The following is a 21,758-nucleotide window of genomic DNA, read 5'->3' on the forward strand; positions in this document are numbered from 1 at the left end:
CCGCACATCCAAGGAGACGCGGGCAAGCGCAATGGGAACACATTTGTGAAATTGGGTAAGCGCTTAAAACAGATTGAGTCTCTTGTAGGCACTGGCTACACCCACATATGGGACTGCTGTTGTGACCACGGCCTTTTGGGGGCTGCGCTGCTATCGCGCCGTGCGGCGCCTCATATTCATTTTGTCGATATTGTGCCAGCACTCATGACGTCGTTGGAAAACAAGCTGATGACATTTTTTCCGCCCAATAAAACACTGCATGACAGCAGCACCAATTCCCAATGGCATATGCACTGCATGGACACAGCACTGCTCCCGCTGAATCAGGAGGATGGAAAACACTTGGTGATTATCGCTGGCGTTGGCGGTGATTTGATGACGGACTTTATTAGCGCGATCTGCAAGCGCCACCCAAACCTTGAATTGGATTTTTTACTTTGCCCGGTACACCACCATTTCACCCTTAGGCAGCAATTAATCCAGCACCAATTCAACTTACTGCACGAAGTGCTAATTGAAGAGAACCAACGGTTCTATGAGATTTTATTAGTCACAAAAACATCGGGCAACACACTGCCAACCTCACCCATCAGCCCGGTTGGCCATCAAATATGGCACTGCACTAACGCCGCACAAACAGCCATAGCGCATCGCTATTTACAAAAAACGATTGCCCATTACCAACGAATGCAACTACGCCCCAATGTTGATGTGCAGCATATTATTCAGGCTTATGAAGCCATTAATGAAAGGTTTTTTGCTATAGCCTAACAGCCCTGCCGGGCCCGCAAAATAGCACCTTCAATAGCCGCCAGTGCTTGCGGGCTGTTTTTCCAGCAAGTCGTTTTCAGCATGGAGGCCACCATTTCTGCAATGGTTTTCGCATCCTGAACGGCCAGTTTTTCAAAGGAATCAATCCCTATTTCTTCAAACCGCTTGATCACCGTTGGCCCGACACCTTTCACGCTCAATAACGCATTTTTTTCTACCGCTGAAAACGCCATTCTTACCTCTGAATAATGTACAACTGCTGCGCAATAATATTAACGCCGTCGATACAATGGCAGCGGCTCAATAACTGATCGACCATATAATACACTGATGCCCGATAACCCCTTGAGCGCATCAACAACCGATTTGTCAGCGCGGACAGCAAAGCTGGTAAAACCGCACTGCCGCATATGGCTTAATTGATCGCGCAACACATCACCGACAGCGCGCAACTCACCGCCCCACCCCAACCGCGTGCGCAGTACATAGGCTTGCGTGTAGGCGCGGCCGTCGCGAAAGCTGGGGAATTGTAAAGCAATTAAGGGAACAACACCCAACCAGGGCACTGCAGATTCTTCCTCTTCATCGGGCGCAAGCCAAAAACCCTGTGCGCTTTGTTGCTCTCCGCGCATTACTGCCGCTGGCTGCATTTTTTGCCACAAACCAAAAGGCAAAATGTATTTTCCATCAGCATGATAATCTGTTAATTCAGCATCGGATTGAATGAAAATCCATGGATCCTGTTCAACAAGATACGCGCCTGCCTGACCCAGACCAATCACATTATTCATTGTGCCACCTCCACAGCAGTTTGCACTGATGTTGAATTGACATAGAGATGTTCTTTGAATGGCTCAAGACCAATACGCTGCACCACAGCAAGAAATGTTTCGTCCAATTCCCGATAATTTTTATAAGTCGCCAGGACTTTTTCAATCACATCAGGCATTTCTGTGGCTGAAAACGCCGGGCCAATTACCTTGCCCAAACAACTGTCATTACCCTGACTGCCACCCAGGGTGACTTGATAAAACTCGCTACCGTTTTTGTCCACACCCAGCACACCAATATTGCCAATGTGATGATGGCCACAGGCATTCATACACCCGGAAATATTTAAACTGATATCGCCAAGGTCGTGCAAATAATCCAAATCTTCAAACCGCTGTTGAATCGCTTGGGCAATCGGAATGGATTTGGCATTGGCGAGCGAACAGTAATCGCCACCCGGGCAGGCAATAATATCGGTTAGCAAACCGGCGTTGGGAGTTGCCATGCCGATTAAATCCAGCGCTTGCCATAGATTAAATAAATACGCTTTGCGCACATCGGGTAGCACCAGGTTTTGCTCATGGGCAACGCGTATCTCACCAAAACCAAATTGCTCTGCCAATAAGGCAATCACATCCATTTGCTCAGCAGTAACATCCCCGGGAGGTGCGCTTGTACCGGGTTTGGTGGATATAACAACAGACGCATAACCGGTCACTTTATGTGCGACAACATTGCGCGCTACCCAGCGAGAAAACGGCGGGTGTGAGAATAAAGCGGTGTTGTAATCAATATCCACCGCAGGCAAGCACTCATAGGCTGGCGCGGTAAAGGCAGCAGCAATACGCTGGTATTCCTGATCGGTAACTTCGGCAGGCCCAGAGTTAATCGCTTGCCATTCGCGCTCTACCTCGTCGGCAAATGCTGAAATTCCCAGCGCTTTCACCAGAATTTTAATCCGCGCTTTGTATTTGTTATCACGCCGCCCATGACGATTGTAAACACGCAAAATAGCTTCTACATAGGAGAGTAAATGCCGCCAGGGCAAATCGTTTTTAATCGCCAAACCGATAATCGGTGTGCGCCCCAAACCGCCGCCTACGTAAACACGCAGTAGCATTTCGCCGCTGTTATCGCGATACAGATGCAACCCAATGTCGTGCACTTTGATTGCAGCGCGATCTTGCTCTGCTGAGGAAATCGCAATTTTAAATTTGCGGGGCAAAAATAAAAATTCCGGGTTGATGGTTGACCATTGGCGCAACAACTCTGCCAAAGGTCGCGGGTCGATGATTTCATCGGCAGCGACGCCGGCGAAGGCTTCGGTGGTTACGTTGCGCACACAGTTGCCCGAAGTTTGAATCGCATGCATTTGTGCGGCAGCCAGGCAATCCAGAATATCCGGCGCCTGCTCTAATTGGATCCAATTGAATTGAATATTCTGGCGCGTCGTGAAATGCCCGTAACCTTTATCATAAGTGCGTGCAATATGCGCCAGCGTCCGCAGCTGATGGCTGGATAAAACACCATAGGGAATTGCCGCCCGCAACATATAGGCGTGTTTTTGCAAATACAGACCATTTTGCAAACGCAGCGGGAGAAATTCCTCTTCTGATAACTCGCCATTCAAACGGCGCGCTACCTGATCCCTGAATTGATCCACCCGTTCACGCACCAGTGCGTAGTCGTAATCGTCGTAGCTATACATTGCAGAATCGCCCCATTGGCAGCCAAGGTTAATTGCTTACCTTAGTCCTGCTCTGTACTGGAAAACAGTTGCAGATAACCAGAATAACTACAGATCAGATGCTATATAAGGCATCTGTAACAGCCCTATCTGATACGGTGTTTTTCACCGAAACTGAATCTGTTTCCAGTACAGATGGAATCCCATACTGACAGCACGCACCCAACCGACCATCAAGCGAGTCGTCCAGTATGAGCGAACATATTCCAGTACAGCAGTTACCGCACCAACCCCGCACACACAAGCCCACTCCCGCCGAGCGCGGTGGAAAAATTCACACCCGCAGTTTTAGCGGTATTTTTCGTCGCTTGCGTATGACCATTGCAGGCGCCTTGGCCCTATTGTTTTTTGGTACCGCCTGGATCAATTGGGACGGTCACCAAGCCGTACTCTGGGATTTAGCCGAACGAAAATTTTATGTGTTCGGCACCACGTTTTTACCCGAAGATTTTCTCTTGCTCGCCTTTGTGATGAGTATTAGTGCTTTTTTATTGTTGGCGGTAACAGTTGTAGCTGGTCGCGTATGGTGCGGCTATGCCTGCCCGCAAAGCACATGGACCTGGGCTTTTATGTGGATGGAAAAAATCACCGAGGGCGATAGTTACCAGCGAGTAAAACTGGATGCAGCGCCCTGGTCATTGGATAAACTTTTCCGTCGCAGTAGTAAACATGCGTTATGGATACTGGCCTCACTGGCAACAGGTATCGCTTTTATGGGTTACTTTATGCCAGTGCGCACCTTAGTCAGTGATTTGGCAAGCGCACAATTGGAGATAAATTATTCATTCTGGGTATTTTTTATCGCGGCAATGACTTACCTCAATGCAGGCTGGCTGCGCGAAAAAGTCTGTACCCATATGTGCCCTTACGCGCGCTTTCAAAGTGTGATGTTTGATAAAGACACATTAATTATTGGTTACGATACCCAGCGCGGGGAGAGCCGCGGTTCGCGCCGTAAGGATGAAGACTATCAAGCAAAAGGCTTGGGCGATTGTATTGATTGCCACTTGTGTGTGCAGGTTTGTCCAACCGGAATTGATATTCGCAACGGCTTGCAAATGGATTGTATTGGTTGTGCGGCCTGTGTGGATGCCTGCGATTCCGTGATGGACAAAATGGGCTATGCACGCGGTCTGGTGAGCTATACCAGTGAACGTCAATTGGAAAGTTCACCTGCTCAACGCAAAAGCACAAAACCGGGTATTCGCTGGCGCACCAGTCTGGTGGCCTATGGGGTTGCGATTGTCGCGCTGCTGGCAATACTGGCGATAAGTTTGCAAGCGCGTGAACAAATGGCACTGAGTGCCTATCGCGATAGAAGTGTCTTGCGCATCAATTCACTGGGCGAACCGGTCAATGTTTATCGCTTGAAGTTGACCAACAAAACCCAGCAGACACAAACCTATCAACTAAGCTTGGAAAGCGACAGTTCACTGTACCTGACCAAAACCTATCAATTGACACTGATAGCGGGCGAGCGTGTCGAATTGCCCGTGGCGGTAGCCTTAAAACACAATGATCCCATCCATAACACCGGTGGCCATATCGATTTTCGTTTTCACATGAGCAATATCAATCAGCCAGAGCAAACCATTTATCAATCCGCCAGTTTTCTCTACCGAGGTAAATAGGCGATGACGCAACGACTATCCTGAAACCGGGGGCTGGCTTATCATTCGCTTATGAAGCTCTACGAACACTTTGCAGAAAACATCGCGGAATTAATTCGCACCGGCACACTGAAACCGGGCGAAAAAATTCCGTCGGTGCGCACCGCCAGCCGCACTCACAACATCAGCGCCGCTACCGTTTTTCAGGCCTATTATTTATTGGAGCGACGCGGGCTGATTGAAGCGCGCGCGCGTTCGGGTTATGTGGTACGCAACAATGCAGGTAGCCTGCTTGCAGCCCCACAATTAAGCGATAACGTCCAGGCACGCCATGAAATCGCCGCCACCGAGGTAGATGTGAGCGAGCTGGTTTTTTCGGTGCTGGACTCCATCAAAGACCCTCACACAACCCCCTTGGGTTCCGCATTTCCCAGCCCGGATTTATTTCCCCTGCCACGCCTTGCGCGCTCTATGCATAAAGCACTGCGCGATATGTCACCGCACGCCATAGTGAGCGACATGACCAGCGGCAACGCCAATTTACGCAGGCAAATTTTGCTGCGCGCCATGTCGGCAGGCAACAAATACACCGCCGATGAATTGATTATCACCAGCGGGGCATTAGAAGCGCTTAGCTTGTCGCTGCAGACGGTCACCAACCCTGGCGATATGGTAGCCATTGAATCACCGGCCTTTTATGCCAGCTTACAAGTATTGGAGCGCTTGAAATTAAAAGCGGTAGAAATTCCGGTTCATCCCAGCGAAGGAATGGATCTGGACATTCTGGCCGATAGCCTCACCCGCCTGCCAATAAAAGCCATATGGGTGATGAGCAGCTACCATAATCCGCTTGGCGCAAGCATGAGCGATGAAAAGAAAAAAGCGTTTTGCGATCTGATCGCAGAGCACCAAACGCCAACCATCGAAGACGATGTTTACGCCGAATTGTATTTCGGCAACCAGCAAGCAAAGCCCTTAAAAAGTTTTGACCAACACAATTTAATTATGTATTGCAGCTCTTTTTCTAAAAGCCTTGCACCGGGTTATAGAGTTGGCTGGGTAGCTGGCGGAAAGTTTTCGGAAAAAATAGCGCGCTTGCAACTCATGAGTACTATTTCCCCATCGGTGCCTGCACAAGCAGCTATTGCCGATTATTTACAACACGGCGGTTTTGATCGTCACCTGCGCAAACTGCGCGACACATTAGAAGCGCAGCAACAAAAAATGTTGCTGGCAATAGAAAAGTATTTCCCCACCGGCACTCGCGCAACCCAACCTAACGGCGGTTATTTTTTATGGGTGGAACTCCCACCCCATGTGGATTCCTTGCAACTCTTCAAACTCGCCCTCGCCCAAGGCATCAGCATAGCCCCCGGCCCCATCTTCTCCGCCTCCCGCCGTTTCCGCCACTGCATTCGCTTGAACTACGGTAATAGCTGGACACCACATATAGAAGAAGCCATGAAAATTCTTGGGCGGCTAATAGCGTCTTTTTAATATAAAGATTGAACGGGATGCAAAGACTAGATCCCACCTGTCGCATCGATAAAACTGCCGGTGACAAATGAAGATTTTTCAGACGCCAGCCAAAAAATAGCTTCTGCAATTTCTTTTACCTCACCACCGCGCTGAAGCGGAATTTTATTTTTTAATCGATCCACCCGGCCAGGCTCACCGCCTGATGCATGCATATCGGTATAAACCAGCGCGGGGCGGACGCCATTGACACGGATGCCCTCTGCCGCCACTTCCAATGCAAGACCGCGCGTCAAGGTATCCATCGCGCCTTTGGAGGCTGCATAGTCAACATACTCATTGGGAGAACCGCTTTTAGCCGCACCGGAAGACACATTGACAATTGCACCACCAACACCGCCATACTTATTCGACATACGTTTAACGGCTTCCTTACTACAGAGAAAACAACTCATCACATTCACATGTAATATCTCTGAAAAACGCTCTGCGCTGATTTCATCCAAGCGGCATTGTTGCTTTAAAATTCCCGCATTATTTACCAAAACAGATACGCGCCCCAGCGCCACATCAACGGTTTCAAATAACCGTTTAACTTCATGCTCTTTGGAAACATCAGCCTTAACACTGATGCAATGACCACCAGATTGTACAATCTCCCGTTTAACATGCTCGGCCGCATCGTCGTTTGAGACATAGTTTATACAAACTGCAAAACCATTCTGTGCAAATAGTTTTGCCGCCTCAGCACCAATACCACGGCTACCGCCCGTAATAATAACAACGTTGGATGCCTGCATTTTCCGTTCCTGTGAGTCCGCTCAAAACAGCAGTTTTACCGATCGAAATACAACATGCAATCCTTGGCTTGAATTAATCGCCATAAAAAACGCCACAAAAGAAAATACTTTGTGGCGTTATTGATGATTGCAAAATAAAACGCTTAATCCGGCTGATAAATGCTAATAGCATCACGCCCGCTGGCTTTGCTCATGTAGAGCGCTTCGTCGGCAAAGCGGATCAGTTCTTCCGGGGCGCCCTGACGTGAGCAGGCGATGCCTACACTGAGTGAGCAAGGACGCTGTAATTGACTGCTGCGCTGTTTAACAAAATCCTTTAATCGCTCTGCCAATAATTTCAGGCCCTCACTATCGGTATTTAGTGCGGCCAGTAAAAATTCGTCACCGCCGACGCGACAGGGAATATCGGTGCTACGCGCGATATATTGCAGTCCCTCACCCACTATTTTGATAATAGCATCACCAGTTTCATGGCCAAATTCATCGTTAAATTGTTTGAATCCATCAATGTCGATCATCATGATTGAAAGCGGTTGCTTGGTGCGTTTACTGAGTTTGATAGCAAACTCATAGCGGTGCTGAAAGGCGCGGCGATTAAGCAGACCAGTGAGTGGATCGGTATTGGCAAGCGCGGCAAGGTTTTCAATTTGATCGCGCAGGGAATCGACCTTGGCCTCTGCCTTGCGGGTATCGATTAACAGTTTTAACTGTAACGAAAGTGCATCGGCAATAAAACCCAGGCTGGCAATGTGATGTTCGGTTAATTCGATTTTTTCTTCGCTGGCACCACAAAGTGTACCAATCGTTTCGTCTGCCACCTTGATGGGCAACACCACAAAACTTTCCATACCGGCAGCTGCACCACGACTGTCAGGAAAAAGGAGTTTCACCTGACTGGTTGCAGTGAGTTGTTGGTTAATCATGAGATTGCACATGGATTCTGACCAGGATGTTTGCGAGTCAGTTTCCACCAGTGGGCTGCCGGAATTTTGCGCAACAATAACCATTTGTTGCTGTTGCTGCCAATCGATTGCGGTAACAAAGGATGTTTTTAAACCCGTGATATGCGTAATTAATTGCAGTAGCGGCAACGCAGCACTCATAAATGCATTGCGCTCTATTACATCCAGGCTGTTCATTTATAGTCGCCCTCAAATATCAGCCCAATGTGCAGCGGATGGGAAGTAAAGGCAAAAACTCGCCCTTACCTCCAACAACAATCTTTTACCGGATCATTTATTTTTGTACCCATATCTCCTGCAAGGGTTTACGTGGCGAGGGCACTTCCTTACTGCGCAGCGCTTCAGGTAAATCGGCAGTGTTGCCTAGCTTACCCAACGCAAATGCCATGATTAATTCATCGCTATTATTATCCAGTGCAAAAAATGCGTTGGCGGCATCTTTATGGATGCCCGCCATGCCATGGCAGTGCAAACCTTCATGCTGTGCTTGCAGCACCATGCTCATCCATGCGGCACCAGAATCGAAACCGCTGTGTGCATTGGGTTTGCCGTTGTGCTCAAAATTCTTTTTCGCGACCAGAAATCCAATCACTGCGGCTTCTTTGGCCCAAAGTTGATTAGCATCGACCAAGAGTGCCAAATAATCAGCGAAGTTACTGTCATTCGAGGTGTAAAAACGCCAAGGCTGCGCATTAAAACAAGAGGGAGCAAAACGCGCAGCATCAATAATACGAGCCAGTACCTCTGGCGCCAGACTGGTTTCGGTAAAGGCACGTGGTGACCAACGGTGCGAGAGCTGTTCCACAACCCCAGGCAGTGGATCACGCAAAGAGAAATCAATTGACATAACATCCTCCCAAATCAAACACGGTTAATTAGACTCTTACGACACAATACACAGAATCGATGACAGGCGTACAGATTTATCCAGTCTTTTCTGCTCATCTCAAGACGTATTTACTCGTCCTTAATCACGGGTCACATGATTTTACGGTGTGGGAAATGGCGTTGTGGGTGGCCACCAGGAAGGTTTTACCAAGGGTGTATCAACAGATAATAAGGGGTTATGCAGTAGGACAATGTGACGCTTATCCAAAGCCGCGCGCGCAATATTTGCACCAAAATGTTGCTGGAAATGCCGCTTAAATTCGCCGTTGGCTTGTAGCCGCTTGAGCCCTAACTCAAGCCGGGATGCAAGCCGTTCGTTATCTTTATGCACAAAAAAATACACCGGGTAGGGGTAATAAAAGGCGAAGCGTTTTTCTACTTGCAGATCAGGATATTGTTTGTTGAATTCGTCCAACTCGCGCCAGACTTCGGTCAGACCACGGGGGAAAAAATCGAAACGCCCTGAGGACAACATTTTAAATAACAGGTTGTATTTAGTGGCAGGTGCCAGCTTAAAGCCATTGTGTTGATAGACCGGATAATCCCCCCAGAGTGGATTAAACCCGACAAGAAAATCACTGCGCAGCTGGTCATCGCTCTGGACACCATCAAACCGGGGTTGGGTATTTTTGTTAATCATTAACAGGCGCAGCCCTAACAACCCCTCTTCCAATGCAATAGGTACTGCGCGAAATTGCGTTTCACGGATATAGCTGACCGATAAAAAAATCACCTGAATGCGTTTTTGTTTTAGCAGCGATAAACCGCGAGCCTCAGTGGCATTGTTGTCGCCCGGGTTGTACATGGCGGGTACCGCCGCACCGTATTCCGGTGTCGTGATTTCCAGCGCCCGGTTTAATAAGGTTTGGTAGTAACCGTAGGAGCCATCTTTTTGGTAATAGTAAATGGACTCAACGTCGCTCATTGCCTGCGCCGGATTGGCAAGAATGCAGGTAGCAGCCCATAGCAAACCGGTCGCTACTGATCTGACAATATTAACAACAGCATAAGAGTCCCGCATAACACAACCAGCCTTCAGTCAACCTCACAAACGGCGCTTCCCGCACCTCAACCCGAAGAGTATAGACAATCTATGAATGTTTCAGCGCCCAATAGATTATTGGTACCCTATGGATAGCTTAGTACCGCTTTTAACTCCGCCAGATTTTCCTCCACCCACTGGACATTCACCGCCCCCCAATCGGCAACACGATAAACCCCATTGTTATTTTCCAGCTGGATAGCGAGTTCATGAATGGCGGCCAAGGTATCCTGCGCGGTACGTCGGGGCATGCCGGTGGCGGCAATCACCTTAGGCACGGTATTGATCCCCTGGGTAATTAAATAGGCCACATAAATGCGGCGATAAAAACTGGTTTTGGTTTTACTGGGTTCATTCATACTCGTGACCTGTATAGCCTATTAGTAGATTTGACTTGCACTTATTGCCCCTACTCTGGATAGTCGACATTTTGCACTAGACTAGCCTGATAACAGGTATTTATTAGCGTATTGCGATTGGAGACTTTACCCATGCTCATAAACTGTGTGGCTTATCAGGAAGGGAAAAAACTGTGCAATGTCCCGGTGGAAGCGATAAGCGATTATGTCAAAAAAGATGGCTGTTTTGTGTGGGTCGCCCTGAAAGATGCAGAACCCGGTGAACTGGAACAAATGCAGCAGGAATTTGGTTTGCACGAACTGGCGGTGGAGGATGCACACACCGGTCACCAGCGCCCCAAAATCGAAGAGTATGGAGACTCCCTCTTTGCGGTGATGCACACCGTTGAGTTTACCGATGGCGAATTAAACATTGGCGAGGTGGATGTGTTTGTCGGTGAAAATTATGTGCTATCCACCCGCAATCGCACCCGCGAAGGTTTTCTGGGTGTGCGTGCCCGTTGTGAACGCGAGCCTCATCATCTGGCTCAGGGTTCCGCCTTTGTTTTTTATGCCTTGATGGACGCGGTGGTAGATCGCTACTTTCCCGTGGTGGTGGCATTTGAAACGGAACTGGAAATTATTGAAGACCAGATTTTTACCAAAGGGTCACAACGCAACAATATTGAGCGGCTGTACGAACTAAAACGCAAAGTCACCATATTGAAACATGCCGTTGCACCACTACTGGAAGCCGTAGGCAAGCTGGACGGCGGGCGGGTGCCGCCCATTGTGGCCAATACCAAGGATTATTTTCGCGATGTGCACGATCACCTCTATCGCATTAACGCTTCCATTGATGCAATTCGCGATACCATTGGCACTGCCATTCAAGTGAATTTATCCATGGTGAGTATCGACGAAAGTGAAGTGAATAAACGCTTGGCCGCCTGGGCAGCTATTTTTGCGGTAGCGACAGCATTTGTGGGTATTTGGGGAATGAACTTTGAACACATGCCCGAGCTAAAATGGAAATATGGTTACCCCATATCGCTCAGTGTGGTGTCTGTGATTTGTGTGTATTTGTATTACCGGTTTAAAAAATCCGGCTGGCTGTAATATTGATCGCACACCCGTGTGTGCGATCAATCGCTGGCAATTACGCCAGCATTTCCTGAATATTTTTTACCGTGTGCACGGCAAAACATTCAATGGTCTCCCCTTGGGCAAGGCTGCCAATGGATTTTTTAAGCGGTACATGGCGTGGAGTGAACTGGAATAATTCACTGCGCTCGGCATAGTGGCGCACGCGCTGGCTGACTAACACTTCGCCCGGCTCTGCTGCCGCTTCCATCCGCGCGGCCATGCTAACGGCAACCCCTTCCAGATCCGGCACATCAGTCACTTCGTTGTGCACCACCAATACTTCCCCCAACTCCACACCGATGCGTAACTCAAAACCGGCAGCATTGAGTACATTGCGAATCATGCAGGCGCAAGAGACACCCGCCGTCGCATTGGTAAAGGTGACGCGCAGGGAATCTCCCTCCATATTCGGGTGCCCGGCTGAAAACTTTTTGAGGATGGGTTTTACCAAGCCGCGAAACAGTGACAGCTTTTCAGAGAGTTCGCCGTCTGACCATTTGGAAAAGCCCTTGAGATCCATAAACAAAATGGTGAGGTTGCGCACCTGCTCGTGCTCGTGGTCTACCGCCAACTCCAATAAACGCGGCCAGAATTCTTCGCGAATGGCAGCAACCTTTTCCTTGAGTTGCAAATGCAATTGGGTGTTGTTGCGCAGCATTAATTGCGCTAATTGAATGCGCTCTGCTTCAGCCTGCAACTGGTTTTTTAATTCCGTAGGATTGTGGCTACCCACTTCTTCCACCACAAATTTAACCAGCGCGCCGCCCGCTACATCGCTAATGGATTTCAAGCGCAAAATGGTGCCCCAATGCACCGCGGCCAAATGCTCCATAAAAATAGGCAGCGTCGCCAATTCATGGTCGGCAAGGCGATAGGGGTAGCGCAATTCAATGGTGATGGCTTCTGCAAAAATTCGTTCAAACTCATGCATCCGGTAGGCGGTTTTTTGCTTACCTGCTTTATCCCAATAACTGTGCGTACAGCGGATATTATTGATAAGCCAACCTGTTGTATTGGTGTCCCAGAGTTTTGCACCGCTGAGGTCGGTATTCATCAGTTTGGCTTTGCTCAGGCTGGCACTGCGCAAATCGCAATCGCTGAGATCGGCATTGGAAAAATCAACTTTGTGTAAATCCATACCGGACAAATCAACACCGGAAAAATTGGCGGATTTACACAGCGCGCCGCTCAAGCGTGCGCCTTGGAAATTGCAGTTAATTAAGCGGGCGCCGGCCAGTAACGCATTGCTTAAATCGGCATCCTGCAAATTGGCGCCTTCCAGATTGGTATTGGTCAAATCCACACGCGCCAATTGTTGCCCGGTCAAATTACTCCCCACCAAAGAAACATCGCGCAGCATTAAGCCGCTAATATCCTGTCCGCGAAAATCAATGTAATCCAAAATAGCATTAGTGGTATTGGCGGTGAGCAGGTTGGCCAAGCGCAATTGTGAATGGCTTAAATTGCAACGTGTCAGATTAGTGGCAATTAATTTGGCCTGGGAGAAATCGTTATGCTGCAACAGCGAGCCTTCGCAGTTGACCCAGATTAAATCTGTATGCTTAAAAACACAGTGGGTAATGGTGGCGTAGCGCAGCGAGATTTTGGAGAAATCATAGTGGCTCAAATCCATGCCGTGCAATTCAATGCCGTCCAGATTAATGTCGCCAGGCGCGTTTTGCTTGCGCCATAAGTTCCAGGCGCTAGCTCCTTTGTTCAATTCATGAAGTATCCGTTCTTGGTTCATGTGTTCCGTAAGGCCAGTAATGAGTGGAAGTTGTTGTGTATGCCTTGTTGTTATTGATTGTTATGGGTGCTTGCTGGCGCGCATTTTACGCTCAATTGCCCAGCAGAGCCATGCGTAGGCGAAGATTCACTCAAGCTGCCAGTCGCTGCCGTAAGTTTTAACCAGCTCCGCCTGTAATTGGGTCAGCACCATCAGCGCGGGATAAGGCAAATGCAGGACATTCGCCTCTGTTGTTAATTCATCGTTAGGATTAATGCGGATAATTCGCGCGTGGTGTTCGTGCTGGATACGCGCCGAAAAATGGCGCGCCGAGGGCACCGCCGTGCCCGCCCCTATCTCAATCACCAATGGGTGCGCAACCCGCGCCAGCCAGCGCTCCTGGTATAAATGCTGTTTACGCGTGCGCTCATAGACCCAATCCACATCGTCGAACATCAGGATATTCGGGCGCGCCAAGCGACCACAATGGGTACAGCGCGGCGTATGGCTGCGCAGCCGGCACAAATTTTCATCGACCTCGGGCTGAAACTCCACTGCGCTCCACACAAAATTGCCACAGGGCTCAAGGCATTGCAGGTAGTGGATGGAGCCATGGCATTCATGCACGCGCATCAAATCAAACCCGGCCTTAAAAAAATGCCCATCTACATTACTGGTAAATACCTGATAGTGATTGGGCATCTTATGCCCCCAATGCAGCAGCAGGCCATAACCGGCGTGGGGCTCGGTGCGGCGGTACAAATTCAGGCGATGCCCATAAAACCCCCAGGCGCGCTCGGGGTTATCATAAAACGCTCTGGGGTTGGCGATATCGGTAAACCCCAATTGTTCTCGCCCCAGTGCGGGGTATGCCCGCCAAAATCCTTCCGGGCCGCGAAAATCCGGCAGGCCCGAATCCACCGACATACCGGCGCCAGTGCTAATCACCAGCGAATCTGCCTCGGCGATCCAACTGGCGGCTTGGGAAAGCGCTTGTTCAAGGTTAATCGGGTGATGGCTCATAGTGTGGTTTTCCGGGGCAATGCTTTAACTCAAGGGATGCTTTCTTTATAGTACGCCCGCTGAAAAAATTCCCTGTCATCGGCGCAAGGCCGATGACTTTTTCTACCGAGGTATAGCCCCCATGGCTCAATACGTATACAGCATGCACCGGCTTGGCAAAGTTGTGCCACCCAAGCGTGAAATTTTGAAAGATATTTCCCTGTCGTTTTTCCCCGGCGCCAAGATCGGCGTACTCGGCCTGAACGGCTCAGGTAAATCCACCCTGTTGCGCATTATGGCGGGCGTTGATCAGGATTTTAATGGCGAAGCGCGCCCCATGCCCGGCATCAAAATCGGTTATTTACCCCAAGAGCCGCAGCTTGACCCCGCCAAAGATGTACTGGGCAACGTGCAAGATGGCGTGCGTGAAGCCGTAGATGCACTGGCCGAGCTGGATGCCATCTACGCGGCCTACGCCGAACCCGATGCCGACTTCGATGACCTGGCCAAAAAACAAGCCAAGTGCGAAGACATCATCCAGGCCTGGGATGCCCATAACCTGCAACACACGCTGGAAGTGGCCGCCGATGCCCTGCGCCTGCCGCCGTGGGATGCGGATGTAACCAAACTCTCCGGCGGTGAGCGCCGCCGTGTGGCCCTGTGCCGCTTGCTGCTGTCGCGCCCCGATATGCTGCTGTTGGACGAACCGACCAACCACTTGGACGCCGAATCCGTTTACTGGTTGGAGCAATTCCTGCACAGTTTCAGCGGCACCGTCGTGGCGATTACCCACGACCGCTACTTCCTCGATAACGCCGCCGGTTGGATTCTGGAACTCGACCGCGGCCACGGTATTCCGTACGAAGGTAACTACACCAGTTGGCTGGAGCAAAAAGATGCCCGTTTGGAGCAAGAACAACGTGCAGAAGCCGCTCACCAGAAAGCCTTGAAAACCGAATTGGAATGGGTTCGCCAAAATCCAAAAGGCCGCCAAGCCAAGAGCAAGGCGCGTCTGGCCCGCTTTGATGAATTGCAATCGCAAGAATTCCAGGCGCGCAACGAAACCAACGAGATCTACATCCCGCCGGGTGAGCGCCTGGGCGATAAAGTCATTGTGTTAGAAAACGTCAGCAAGGGTTATGGCGATCGCCTACTGATCGACAACCTGTCGCTCAGTATTCCCAAAGGCGCGGTGGTGGGGATTGTCGGCGGTAACGGTGCGGGTAAATCCACCCTGTTCCGTATGATTGCCGGCACCGAGCAACCCGATAGCGGCACCGTAACCATTGGCGATACCGTGAAAGTCGCTTATGTAGAGCAAAGCCGTGAAAATCTGGACGATAAAAAATCCGTGTGGGAAGCCGTATCCGACGGCTTGGATATTCTGAAAATCGGCAACTATGAAGTGAACTCGCGCTCCTACGTGGGCCGCTTTAACTTCAAAGGCTCAGATCAACAAAAGCGCGTGGGCGAACTCTCGGGCGGTGAACGCGGCCGTTTGCACTTGGCCAACACCTTGAAACAAGGCGCTAACGTGCTGTTACTCGACGAACCCTCCAACGATTTGGACATCGAAACCCTGCGCGCCCTGGAAGATGCGATCCTCGCCTTCCCCGGCTGTGTTCTGGTGATCTCGCATGACCGCTGGTTCCTCGACCGTATCGCCACCCACATCCTCGCCTACGAAGGCGATTCCGATATTGTCTTCTTTGAGGGTAACTACACGGAATACCACGAGGATTTCGTCAAACGCAAAGGCCACGACTCACAGCCCAAGCGCATGAAGTACAAACCGCTCAAGGCGTAAAAATCCGCGTAAAAAAACGCATAAAAGGCAGCCACACTGGCTGCCTTTTTTTTCACCTGTGTCACACTCAAGCACCTGCATAACTCACAAATACAACAATCGCCACACACTTGGGGAGCTTTCATGCTGCAACAACGCTCATTATTGGTATTGCTGTTTCTGGGCTGGTGTACCTCGGCAAACGCTGCTTCCACTGGGTTGGATTTAACCAACAGCCTGGCAGGCTGGTTTTGTGTCGGCTTGTTTGTGATTGCCTATGCATTTGTGATGTTGGAAGAAAAACTGCACCTGCGCAAATCCAAACCGGTACTGGCTGCCGCCGGTATCATCTGGGTCGTTATTGGCTGGGTTTACACGCAGCACGAACAATCCGCTCTTGCGGAGCAAGCCTTTCGCCATACCCTGCTTGAATTTGCCGAACTGATGTTATTTTTGCTAGTCGCCATGACATACATTAATGCCATGGATGAACGCGGCTTATTCAACGCCTTGCGCGGATGGATGATTAAAAAAGGCTTTACCTATCGCCAACTGTTTTGGATTACCGGCTTGATGGCATTTTTTATATCGCCCATTGCCGACAACCTCACCACCGCATTGCTGATGTGCGCAGTAGTATTAAAAATCGCTGAAAATGAAAAAGCCTTTATCAATATGTGCTGCGTCAACATTATTGTCGCCGCCAACGCAGGCGGCGCTTTCAGCCCATTTGGTGACATCACCACACTCATGGTATGGCAAGCGGGAAAAGTCGACTTTTTTACCTTCTTCCATTTATTCATCCCCTCGCTGGTCAACTTTGCCCTACCCGCCGCGATTATGAGTTTTTTCATCAACAATAAAAAACCACACAAAGATGAAGAGGATTTATTTCTGGAAACCCTCACCTACAAAGAGGGCGCCTTTCCAATCCTGTTTTTATTTTTAGCCACCATCGCCAGTGCAGTACTCGGTCACATCCTCATTCATATGCCACCAGTGCTCGGCATGATGCTGGGCTTGGCCTACCTGAAAATTTACGGTTTCTATTTGCGCAAAAAAGGCATAGTAGATTTAAAAAATGCAGAGCAAAGTGCCTCTGACTTCATGCCGAAAAATGACGAAAACCCCATCACCAAAGTGCCCCTCCCCTTTGATGTATTTCAACCCCTGGCCCGCCTGGAATGGGACACGCTGTTATTTTTCTACGGTGTGATTATGTGTGTCGGTGGTTTAGGTTTTATGGGCTACTTAACACTGCTGTCAGAATCGCTCTACGGCAATTTCAGCCACACCGTCTCCAACGTGAGCCTCGGTTTGATCTCCGCCGTCATCGACAACATCCCCGTCATGTACGCCGTACTTACCATGGCTCCGGACTTCTCCCAAGGCCAATGGCTGCTTATTACTTTAACAACCGGTGTCGGCGGCAGCATGCTATCAATCGGTTCCGCCGCCGGTGTCGCTCTCATGGGCCAAGCCCGCGGCTACTACAGTTTTCTCGGCCATTTAAAATGGACGCCGGTAGTCGCCTTGGGTTATGTCGCCAGTATTTATTCACACCTGTGGTTAAATGCTTCCATTATGTAAAGTTGGGCAGGTTAAAAGTAATGACTGTGTTGAATGCTATAACGCATGGTAATTGCGAGTGCGCGTAAGCTAAATTGGCGCGGAAGGTATTGGTTTTTTGGATTTTCCACTTTTCTCGAGCAAAATAATCATTTCTTTCGCCACCAATGCAGCAGAAGGGAGGAACATTGTGGAAACAATACGTCCATCAATAATGACATCATGTTTATCCGCGATGTTATCTTTATTGATTATCCGCGCCCCATTCTTGCGAAGCTGTTTTTCGACGAAAAATGGGAGGAGCGAGCCTTGTTTGGCCCATGACTTTTCTTTTTCGGTAGAGTCAGGAAATCCGGCGACTTGCTTTCCCTCAACCAGAAACTTTCCGCTACTCAGTTTTACATTTGCAAAACCGCCAGCACCATGCCCACTGCTACCGATCACGCCGCCTTTCTCATAAATCGCTGCCATGACATTTAACAGCTTTTTATTTGAAGCTACATCGAACAGTGTTCCGTATCCTCCGCCAATAAAAACGGCTGCGTATTCATCAGGCTTTATCTGATCCGGCGCCAGAGAACTATTGGCCCGCTCTAAAAAACCTTCATATTTTATGGTGTAGCTACTAATGCCTACTGGCTCCATCATAAACGGCACGACGTCTCCCGAGGGGGATGCAAATTCCACATCATATCCATGAGAGACAAAAACGTGATATGGGGGCGCGTACTCCCATAGATTATTCCTGGCATCATGTTTATCAGGATCACCCATATCTTCAACATTAGAGGCAATAATCAGAATTTTCTTAAGATCATTAGATTGTGCGGGCACAGAAAAAAATGCCAGTAGGATTAGTGCTATTAATAGATTTTTCATTTTCACTCCATTGATACAAGTTATTTTCTTTCATTTTCAGTCGAGCCGCATATACCAAGTGCCTCAATATGCTGCAATTCCACACGACTAACCTATGGCCCATTCCGCCGCAATCTTCCCCACCTCAGCGAGAACAGCTTCATGCCTTGCTTCTATTTTTTCCGTGTATTCACCACTATCAAAATAGGCTGCAATGATGATGGGGTTCTTACCAGGGGGAAAAGTAATAGCAACGTCATTGCACTTATTAGTCGTTCCTTCATCGCGCCCGGTTCCAGTCTTGTTCCCAGTACGCCATTCAGTGGGAAGACCAGCTCGCAACCGCCGAGCACCCGTAGTTGTATTTCGTGCCCACTCCAGAAGTCGTTCGCGCGAATCTGGCCGTAAAATGCTGCCAGTCAAAATTCGACTGACAAGCTGGGCATAAGCAAGAGGTGAAGTAGTGTCGCGAGTATCGGCAGAAAGAACCAAACCTAGATCCGGCTCATAACGATCCAGGCGAGTGACAGTATCACCCATCTCTCTGAACTTTGCGGTGACAGCCTTAGGGCCGCCCAAGCGCTTAACTAAAAGGTTCGCCGCAACGCCATCGCTCTTTTCTTGAGCCGCTTGCGCCAAGGTGGCAATACTTAAACCTCCCTTGGCAAGATGCTCTCTAGTGACCGGCGCCCAAGGAAGAAGATCCGCCGCTGAATAAGGCAATATCTCATCCAGACTCAACCGCCCGTTATCGGCCTCGCGCAGGCAAGCGGCAACCATCGCCAGTTTGAATGACGAACACATCGCAAAGCGCTCCTCGATACGATTACCACTGACCTCACCGGTAACTGTGTCAAGGAAACAAACTCCGAGGCGCGCCTGCCCCACTTCCAACATCTGAAGCCGCTCAGCGGCATCAAAACGGCGCTTGGCAGGCTTTGATGCAACAGGCATTGCCAGAATTGTGCCTGCCACCACGGAGGCAATCAAAAAGTCGCGTCTATTAAACATTCAACTGATCCTATTGTGATTAAATAAATTCCTATTTGTTGTAAAATTTGGCGACCTAATACCAAGTTCAACGGTAATTTTTCAAGAGGAACTGCTTTTAACTTTTATCATAAGCACACCCCATAATTACATTACTTTTGTTGGGGAATACTTAAGCCGACTGAACATGGCTTGTTGTAACTTCTGCTATTAGCTTACCGGATACATCAATAACCGTTGTTTTAACTACACTAACAGTGCGTCCTTTTTTGACATAATTTGATTTTGCCACAAAGGTTCCTGCCGTATTATTCCCTAATAAGTTGGCATTAATATTTATTGCCAATGGAAAGCCTTTCATACCCTGCTCAGGATTAACTCCTTCAAGAACAAGTACAGATGCGGTTACATCAGCGAGCCACAAAGTAGCACCCGCATTAACAGTACCAAAAGGATTCAATATGCCGGGCTGTATCGGCATTTCAGAAATAACTTCATCTGATGATCTTGCAGTAACCGTAAACTTAATATGACCTTGAACTTCCATACTTACACCTTACCTACAACCAATGAATTAACAATTAGCCAACTTATCCTAAGTGTTCTTAGGTTTTCAACAAACCTTATAAGAAGCTCGTCGAGCAGGGTAAATACAAGAAAAATTCACTTACGACCTGCATACGAAAAATAATGACGATCTTGAATGCCATGGTGAGCGATAACTGCGAGTGGCAGGCTAACTAAATTTGCGCCGTAGGTATTGATTTTCTACCACAGTCGCTTGTTAGAGTTCTTCTTTCTCTGCACACTTTAGTTTTTCGTTACCCAGCTCTAGGTCTGCACTAAAGTTTTTGGATTCAACCGATTGAAAGCAAACCAACTCATGATTTTGACCAAACTCCGAAATTTGGTATTGGGCATCTGCGTCAGTCAGCAGCTTATTTAAACGGACAACTACACCTTTATGATCATTTTTTCTTAGCGCATGCCTTCCATAAATTACTGTGAATTTATTTTCAGGTAGGTTTCCACTTACTATTTTTTTAACCTTTGCTTCGTACAAATAAAATGTGGACCACGTATGACAATCTTCTTCATTGTCTCCGTAGCACATAACACCAGCTGTCTTTCCAGTGTCTTTGATAAACTTTAGGTCAAGTTTTGCAATTAGCTCTTCAGAATGGCAGAAGCTTGAAAACAGAACTGCAACGATAGCGATTATTTTTTTCATTGATAACTCTAAGGCCGCGATAAACGGTGGTTTTTAAGGCTCTTCGTACTCTACTTCAATTTCAAATGGCGCCCTTGCTTTACAGTCTTCAGGGAAGATTCGTTCTATTTTTTTAATGCTTTTAATTTCTACGTTTCTTTCCCATGGCTCACCAGCCAATCCCCACCCTGCGCGCCCCTCTCCTGCTATACGCCCCACAAACTCTACATAAATAGGTTCTCGTATTTTGGCTTTTCGAAGAGCGTACTCATTTGAAATGTTCGTATTACCCACGTCAGTGAAACTCATTCCTTTGCTACCCGAGCACGAGAAAAAGCCGATAAGTTCTTCGTCATCAATAACATAACCAGAAAATGCACTCCACTGATCCGAATAGCTCTTTTCATGGAAAACATACATGCCTGCTCCAGTAAAAACAGTAAGAACAGCGCATATATAAAAATAAGTAGAAATTTGGTTAAAGTTCATGACTGCCTTAACGCCCGTAGCACGCGCGGCCTTGTAGTGGAGGCGCAGCCGCAACGAAAAGGCCGTCGCTGTACCTGCGCTTGTTAAGAGGCGACCTGCTTGCACATGACATCGACCGTCACTCCTTTATATTCGCATCGCTCCATATGACGCCAGCCCAGCTTCTCATAAAGCTTCGAGGCGAACTCGGTGTAGAGATACCATGTACTGATATTTGAGCGAACCGCCTCATCTTCGCATCGAATAATCAATTCGGTTGCTATCCCTTGATGCCGGAAGCCCTCCTTTACGTAGACGGCCGCCAACCAAGGGGATAGATCTGGTTTGGAGTCCATATCGTTCTTTACAAGCGCAGCGGAACCAACAAGCTGATTTCCTGATATTGCAATAAAGATTGAAGGAATACCCTCTCGCCCCGCGGCGTTAGCGATTGCTTCTGCTCGCCCGTCCAAAGTAAGCGATGGATTCAAATGCTTCCATTCTGCATGGTGGAGCTCAGCCAACTCAGCAATGAACTCTTTTTTATCAGCCAGAGGAACGATTTCCACAGTCTTTGCCTCTGGTCCTACCCACAAAA

Annotated in this window: 22 protein-coding genes; 6 read left to right on the forward strand and 16 right to left on the reverse strand. The window is 48.7% G+C overall.

The window, feature by feature from the left end; all coding sequences use genetic code 11:
• Nucleotides 1-45 precede the first annotated feature (45 nt).
• The gene (locus B0D95_RS08065; protein ID WP_078043419.1) at nt 46-771 is read left to right on the forward strand and encodes a tRNA (adenine(22)-N(1))-methyltransferase TrmK; all 726 of its coding nucleotides are present in this window, start codon (nt 46-48) and stop codon (nt 769-771) included.
• On the opposite strand, the gene B0D95_RS08070 is transcribed toward B0D95_RS08065, so the two are convergent.
• From B0D95_RS08070 to B0D95_RS08080, 3 genes are read right to left on the reverse strand one after another with little or no spacing between them, the layout of a single operon-like run.
• On the reverse strand, nt 768-1,004 hold the full coding sequence (locus tag B0D95_RS08070; RefSeq protein WP_078043420.1) for a helix-hairpin-helix domain-containing protein: 237 nt from the start codon (nt 1,002-1,004) through the stop codon (nt 768-770). The genes B0D95_RS08065 and B0D95_RS08070 overlap by 4 nt on opposite strands.
• Nucleotides 1,005-1,043: 39 nt before the next feature.
• Entirely contained in the window at nt 1,044-1,562 is a 519-nt protein-coding gene (locus B0D95_RS08075; protein ID WP_078043421.1) for a DUF934 domain-containing protein, read from the reverse strand.
• A complete protein-coding gene (locus B0D95_RS08080) occupies nt 1,559-3,250 on the reverse strand; it encodes a nitrite/sulfite reductase (RefSeq protein WP_078043422.1) in 1,692 nt (563 codons plus the stop codon). Before B0D95_RS08080 ends, B0D95_RS08075 begins: the two co-directional genes overlap by 4 nt.
• 230 nt (nt 3,251-3,480) lie before the next feature.
• Here B0D95_RS08080 and ccoG point away from each other — a divergent pair, with 230 nt between their 5' ends.
• Both ccoG and B0D95_RS08090 read left to right on the forward strand, forming a co-directional pair.
• Nucleotides 3,481-4,920, forward strand: coding sequence for a cytochrome c oxidase accessory protein CcoG (gene ccoG / locus B0D95_RS08085; RefSeq protein WP_078043423.1), 1,440 nt, complete (start codon nt 3,481-3,483; stop codon nt 4,918-4,920).
• Between the two features lie 51 nt (nt 4,921-4,971).
• Nucleotides 4,972-6,396: a PLP-dependent aminotransferase family protein gene (locus B0D95_RS08090; protein WP_078043424.1), complete on the forward strand. Its 1,425-nt coding sequence runs from the start codon at nt 4,972-4,974 to the stop codon at nt 6,394-6,396.
• 26 nt (nt 6,397-6,422) lie between these two features.
• Here the strand turns inward: B0D95_RS08090 and B0D95_RS08095 are convergent, their stop codons facing one another.
• The 5 genes from B0D95_RS08095 to B0D95_RS08115 form a co-directional block, all read right to left on the reverse strand.
• On the reverse strand, nt 6,423-7,175 hold the full coding sequence (locus tag B0D95_RS08095) for an SDR family oxidoreductase (protein ID WP_078043425.1): 753 nt from the start codon (nt 7,173-7,175) through the stop codon (nt 6,423-6,425).
• A 143-nt stretch (nt 7,176-7,318) separates the two neighbouring features.
• Nucleotides 7,319-8,314 (reverse strand): GGDEF domain-containing protein, encoded by a 996-nt coding sequence (locus tag B0D95_RS08100; RefSeq protein WP_078043426.1) that lies wholly within the window; start codon nt 8,312-8,314, stop codon nt 7,319-7,321.
• Nucleotides 8,315-8,411: 97 nt separating this feature from the next.
• Entirely contained in the window at nt 8,412-8,984 is a 573-nt protein-coding gene (locus tag B0D95_RS08105) for a nitroreductase family protein (protein ID WP_078043427.1), read from the reverse strand.
• Between the two features lie 141 nt (nt 8,985-9,125).
• On the reverse strand, nt 9,126-10,046 hold the full coding sequence (locus B0D95_RS08110; RefSeq protein ID WP_078043428.1) for a hypothetical protein: 921 nt from the start codon (nt 10,044-10,046) through the stop codon (nt 9,126-9,128).
• 107 nt (nt 10,047-10,153) lie between these two features.
• On the reverse strand, nt 10,154-10,426 hold the full coding sequence (locus B0D95_RS08115) for a winged helix-turn-helix domain-containing protein (RefSeq protein WP_078043429.1): 273 nt from the start codon (nt 10,424-10,426) through the stop codon (nt 10,154-10,156).
• A gap of 132 nt (nt 10,427-10,558) precedes the next feature.
• On the opposite strand from B0D95_RS08115, the gene corA reads away from it, so the two are divergent.
• A complete protein-coding gene (corA, locus tag B0D95_RS08120) occupies nt 10,559-11,524 on the forward strand; it encodes a magnesium/cobalt transporter CorA (protein ID WP_078043430.1) in 966 nt (321 codons plus the stop codon).
• Between the two features lie 40 nt (nt 11,525-11,564).
• On the opposite strand, the gene B0D95_RS08125 is transcribed toward corA, so the two are convergent.
• Both B0D95_RS08125 and B0D95_RS08130 read right to left on the reverse strand, forming a co-directional pair.
• Nucleotides 11,565-13,298, reverse strand: a complete 1,734-nt coding sequence (locus B0D95_RS08125) for a pentapeptide repeat-containing protein (protein WP_078043431.1) — start codon at nt 13,296-13,298, stop codon at nt 11,565-11,567.
• 126 nt (nt 13,299-13,424) lie between these two features.
• Nucleotides 13,425-14,300, reverse strand: a complete 876-nt coding sequence (locus tag B0D95_RS08130; protein ID WP_078043432.1) for a Sir2 family NAD-dependent protein deacetylase — start codon at nt 14,298-14,300, stop codon at nt 13,425-13,427.
• Between the two features lie 121 nt (nt 14,301-14,421).
• On the opposite strand from B0D95_RS08130, the gene ettA reads away from it, so the two are divergent.
• A complete protein-coding gene (gene ettA / locus B0D95_RS08135) occupies nt 14,422-16,086 on the forward strand; it encodes an energy-dependent translational throttle protein EttA (RefSeq protein WP_078043433.1) in 1,665 nt (554 codons plus the stop codon).
• 123 nt (nt 16,087-16,209) lie between these two features.
• Nucleotides 16,210-17,655, forward strand: coding sequence for a sodium:proton antiporter NhaD (nhaD, locus tag B0D95_RS08140; protein ID WP_078043434.1), 1,446 nt, complete (start codon nt 16,210-16,212; stop codon nt 17,653-17,655).
• A 69-nt stretch (nt 17,656-17,724) separates the two neighbouring features.
• Here the strand turns inward: nhaD and B0D95_RS08145 are convergent, their stop codons facing one another.
• The 6 genes from B0D95_RS08145 to B0D95_RS08170 form a co-directional block, all read right to left on the reverse strand.
• Nucleotides 17,725-18,513 carry a type 1 glutamine amidotransferase domain-containing protein gene (locus B0D95_RS08145; RefSeq protein WP_078043435.1) on the reverse strand — a complete coding sequence of 263 codons (789 nt, stop codon included), beginning with the start codon at nt 18,511-18,513 and terminating at the stop codon, nt 17,725-17,727.
• 87 nt (nt 18,514-18,600) lie between these two features.
• Entirely contained in the window at nt 18,601-19,503 is a 903-nt protein-coding gene (gene bla / locus B0D95_RS08150; protein WP_078043436.1) for a class A beta-lactamase, read from the reverse strand.
• A 151-nt stretch (nt 19,504-19,654) separates the two neighbouring features.
• On the reverse strand, nt 19,655-20,029 hold the full coding sequence (locus B0D95_RS08155; protein ID WP_078043437.1) for a PaaI family thioesterase: 375 nt from the start codon (nt 20,027-20,029) through the stop codon (nt 19,655-19,657).
• Between the two features lie 237 nt (nt 20,030-20,266).
• A complete protein-coding gene (locus tag B0D95_RS08160) occupies nt 20,267-20,713 on the reverse strand; it encodes a hypothetical protein (RefSeq protein WP_078043438.1) in 447 nt (148 codons plus the stop codon).
• Nucleotides 20,714-20,746: 33 nt separating this feature from the next.
• The gene (locus tag B0D95_RS08165) at nt 20,747-21,181 is read right to left on the reverse strand and encodes a hypothetical protein (protein ID WP_149867883.1); all 435 of its coding nucleotides are present in this window, start codon (nt 21,179-21,181) and stop codon (nt 20,747-20,749) included.
• Nucleotides 21,182-21,264: 83 nt separating this feature from the next.
• Nucleotides 21,265-21,729, reverse strand: a complete 465-nt coding sequence (locus B0D95_RS08170; RefSeq protein ID WP_168172424.1) for a GNAT family N-acetyltransferase — start codon at nt 21,727-21,729, stop codon at nt 21,265-21,267.
• Between the last annotated feature and the right edge of the window lie 29 nt (nt 21,730-21,758).

This window comes from Cellvibrio sp. PSBB023 (genome assembly GCF_002007605.1).
Lineage (GTDB): Bacteria > Pseudomonadota > Gammaproteobacteria > Pseudomonadales > Cellvibrionaceae > Cellvibrio.